The sequence below is a fragment of the Rhodoferax sp. UBA5149 genome (genome assembly GCF_002413825.1).
Lineage (GTDB): Bacteria > Pseudomonadota > Gammaproteobacteria > Burkholderiales > Burkholderiaceae_C > Rhodoferax.
Window position 1 is genome coordinate 1 of record NZ_DHXT01000133.1, and the last position, 3,591, is coordinate 3,591.

Consider the following 3,591-nt stretch of genomic DNA (forward strand, 5'->3'; position numbering starts at 1 on the left):
GGGAGAGAATTAAACTTGCGACGATCCATGGACACCCTCTCCTGTTAAACGAAACGAAGTTTCTTATTCGCCGCCGCGCCAGCCTCGGCAAGCCGTTTTGGAATCTACCTGAATCGGCTGCCACCGTCGCACCGCCATCCTGATTTTGCATCATGTTGGCCTACATGAACGATCAGACTGGCCGGGTGCGTGTTGAAGAATACCGATAAACTTGAGCGCTTACTCCGAGTAACCTCCGCCCGTGAAAAACCCATCCATCCGCTTCGTCACCCCCCACACACCTGACGAGCTGAATGCTGTGCGCGGCATTTTCCGTGAGTACGCTGACGGGCTCGGAATTGATTTGTGTTTTCAGGGATTTGAGGCCGAACTGGCGCATCTACCAGGGGAGTATGCGGCGCCGCGCGGCGCCTTGCTGATGGCACTGGTCGACGAAGAACTGGCCGGTTGCTGCGCTTTACGCCCGCAGGACGCGGTAGATTACCCGAACGCCTGCGAGATGAAACGGCTTTATGTGCGGCAGGGCTTTCGAAGAAGCGGCGTTGGACGCCAGTTGGCCGAAGCCATTCTGGACTGCGCGCGACTGACCGGCTATGACTGCGTGCTGCTGGACACGCTGGATGAGATGGAAAGCGCGCGGGCGCTCTACCAGGACCTGGGCTTTGAAGAAATACCGCCCTACTATCACAGCCCCATTGAAGGGGCGCACTACCTCAAGGCCAATCTATAAAGTCGTCACGGACCGGCCGTGACGACTTTATCGATTCAGCAAGCCACTCAGGGTTTGGCTTGCGCGAGCATCGTGGCCGCGTCACTGACTTCAAATTTGCCCGGGGCTTCAATGTTCAGCGATGCCACTTTGCCGTCCTTCACCAGCATGGAATAGCGGTTGCTGCGCAGACCCATGCCTTTGCCGGTCAGGTCCAGCGTCAAGCCGGTCGCCTTGGTGAATGCTGCGTCGCCATCCGCCAACATGCGCACCTTGGCGCCTGACTTCTGGTCGCGGGCCCACGCGCCCATGACAAAAGCATCGTTCACGCTGACACACCAGATTTCGTCAACGCCCGCCGCCTTCAATTCGTCGAACTTCTGAATGTAGCCAGGGACATGTTTGGCGGAACAGGTCGGCGTAAAGGCACCCGGCAGGGCAAACAAAGCAATGGTCTTGCCCGCGCTCGCCTTGGCGACGTCCACTGGATTGGGGCCGATACTGCAACCGCCGCCCTCTACTTCCGAAAATTCCATCAAGGTGCTTGCGGGAAGAGTGTCGCCTACTTTAATCATTGATTGCTCCTGAAAATGTTGATTCGAATTCACCATTGAAAACGGCTCACATTGTGAGCCGTTTTTGCGAAACCTGCAGTCCGACGACTGCAAAGGCTTAAACCGCAGCCGCCTTTTGGACCAAGCGGGTCGCAACCCAATTCTTGGTTTTGGAGATCGGCCGACTTTCGGTAATTTCGATGATGTCGCCCAGTTTGTACTCACCCTTTTCGTCATGGGCGTGGTACTTGCTGGATTTACCAACGATTTTCCCGTAAAGCTCGTGCTTCACACGACGCTCAATCAACACGGTAACCGTTTTTTCACGCTTGTCGCTGACCACCTTGCCAGTCAGAGTACGCTTGAGGGATGTTTTAGCTTCCGTCATTTATAGCTCCTTATTTGGCGGATTTTTCAGCGCTTTGCTTCTCGACAAGAATAGTCTTGGCGCGAGCAATATCACGGCGCGCAGTGCGCAGCGTAGCGGTGTTGGTGAGTTGTTGCGTGGCTTTTTGCATCCGCAAGCCAAAGTGGGCTCTTTGCAGCGCTTTGACTTCTGTTTGCAAACCGGCAACGTCTTTTTGGCGTAGTTCAGTAGTTTTCATATCATGTTCACCTGATTACTGGCCAATCATGCGAGCCACAAAAGTGGTGCGCAAGGGCAGCTTGGCGGCAGCCAAACGAAACGCTTCACGAGCCAACTCTTCTGTCACGCCGACGATTTCAAAAACGATCTTACCGGGCTGAATCTCGGCCACGTAGTACTCGGGATTGCCTTTGCCGTTACCCATGCGCACTTCAGCAGGCTTCTGGGAAATTGGCTTGTCAGGAAACACACGAATCCAGATACGACCACCGCGTTTGACGTGGCGGGAAATGGCACGGCGCGCGGCTTCGATCTGACGGGCCGTCAAACGGCCACGGTCGATACATTTCAGACCGAAATCACCAAACGCGACCGAGCTGCCTCGAGTCGCAATGCCGGTGTTACGGCCTTTTTGCTCTTTGCGATATTTGCGACGAGCGGGTTGCAACATAATTATTCTCCTTTGCCGTCAGCTGCTGCAGCTGGCGCGGCTACCTTGCGGACGCGCTTAACGGCGGGGTTGTTTGCATTGGCTCCAATAGCCTCCGCGGGTTTGTCGCTGCCATCGGCAGGCGCAGTGTTGCCACCCATGGGGGGACGACGCGCGCCGCGAGGTGCGGGACGGTCGGCACCAGGGCGGGCACCACCGCGATCATCGCGACGGGGACCACGTGGGCGACGTTCTTCATCAGCACGGGGTTCAACAGCGGCCGGCAGATCATTACGACCCAGCGTGTCACCCTTGTAGACCCAGACCTTGACACCAATGATGCCGTAGGTTGTTTTTGCTTCAGAAGTACCGTAGTCGATATCGGCACGCAAGGTGTGAAGTGGCACGCGACCTTCGCGATACCACTCACAACGCGCAATTTCAATACCGTTCAGGCGACCTGACGACATGATCTTGATGCCCAGGGCACCCAGACGCATGGCGTTTTGCATGGCGCGCTTCATGGCCCGACGGAACATGATGCGTTTTTCCAACTGCTGCGTAATGCTGTCGGCAATCAGCTTGGCATCGATTTCGGGCTTGCGCACCTCTTCGATGTTGACTGCAACCGGCACGCCGAGTTGACGCGACAGTTCACGCTTCAAGTTCTCGATGTCTTCGCCTTTTTTTCCGATCACAACACCCGGACGTGCCGAGAAAATCGTGATGCGGGCATTCTTGGCTGGACGCTCGATAAGCACACGCGACACAGACGCGTTTTTCAGCTTGGCCTTCAGGTACTCGCGCACCTTGATGTCCTCAGCCAGCATGCCCGCGAAGTCGCGGTCATTGGCGTACCAGCGTGATGCCCAGTTGCGGCTGATCGACAGGCGAAAGCCGGTTGGGTGGATTTTTTGTCCCATATCTTCCTGGCCTCTTTCAGTTACCAACCGTCACGTACACATGGCACGTGGGTTTTCTGATCTGGTTGCCACGACCTTTTGCGCGGGCCGTGAAGCGCTTGAGCGAGGCACCTTGCTCAACGAAGATGGTTTTAACCTTCAGTTCGTCGATGTCGGCACCGTCATTGTGCTCAGCGTTGGCAATGGCCGACTCCAGAACTTTCTTGATGATCACAGCAGCTTTTTTCTGCGTGAACTGCAAAATGTTCAGGGCTTGGTCCACTTTCTTGCCGCGAATCAAATCCGCGACCAAACGGCCTTTATCGACCGACAAACGAACGCCACGAAGGGTTGCACGTGTTTCCATGGTCACCTCCTTATTTCTTTTGGACTTTTTTGTCCGCAGGATG

7 protein-coding genes are annotated in these 3,591 nt (G+C 55.8%); 1 reads left to right on the top strand and 6 read right to left on the bottom strand.

Annotated features, from left to right (window positions below):
- The first annotated feature begins 241 nt into the window (after positions 1-241).
- Positions 242-730, top strand: a complete 489-nt coding sequence (locus tag B3V69_RS11625) for a GNAT family N-acetyltransferase (protein WP_296446695.1) — start codon at positions 242-244, stop codon at positions 728-730.
- A gap of 47 nt (positions 731-777) precedes the next feature.
- Here B3V69_RS11625 and B3V69_RS11630 read toward each other — a convergent pair whose 3' ends face one another.
- From B3V69_RS11630 to rplV, 6 genes are all read right to left on the bottom strand, one after another.
- Positions 778-1,284, bottom strand: coding sequence for a peroxiredoxin (locus B3V69_RS11630; RefSeq protein ID WP_296446697.1), 507 nt, complete (start codon positions 1,282-1,284; stop codon positions 778-780).
- A gap of 97 nt (positions 1,285-1,381) precedes the next feature.
- Positions 1,382-1,651 carry a 30S ribosomal protein S17 gene (gene rpsQ / locus B3V69_RS11635; protein ID WP_296446699.1) on the bottom strand — a complete coding sequence of 90 codons (270 nt, stop codon included), beginning with the start codon at positions 1,649-1,651 and terminating at the stop codon, positions 1,382-1,384.
- Between the two features lie 10 nt (positions 1,652-1,661).
- Positions 1,662-1,868, bottom strand: coding sequence for a 50S ribosomal protein L29 (rpmC, locus tag B3V69_RS11640; protein ID WP_296446701.1), 207 nt, complete (start codon positions 1,866-1,868; stop codon positions 1,662-1,664).
- 15 nt (positions 1,869-1,883) lie between these two features.
- On the bottom strand, positions 1,884-2,300 hold the full coding sequence (rplP, locus tag B3V69_RS11645; protein ID WP_114968160.1) for a 50S ribosomal protein L16: 417 nt from the start codon (positions 2,298-2,300) through the stop codon (positions 1,884-1,886).
- A 2-nt stretch (positions 2,301-2,302) separates the two neighbouring features.
- Complete coding sequence (rpsC, locus tag B3V69_RS11650) at positions 2,303-3,202, bottom strand: 30S ribosomal protein S3 (RefSeq protein WP_296446706.1); 900 nt, start codon at positions 3,200-3,202, stop codon at positions 2,303-2,305.
- 16 nt (positions 3,203-3,218) lie between these two features.
- Positions 3,219-3,548 (bottom strand): 50S ribosomal protein L22, encoded by a 330-nt coding sequence (gene rplV, locus B3V69_RS11655; protein WP_296446714.1) that lies wholly within the window; start codon positions 3,546-3,548, stop codon positions 3,219-3,221.
- Positions 3,549-3,591 lie beyond the last annotated feature (43 nt).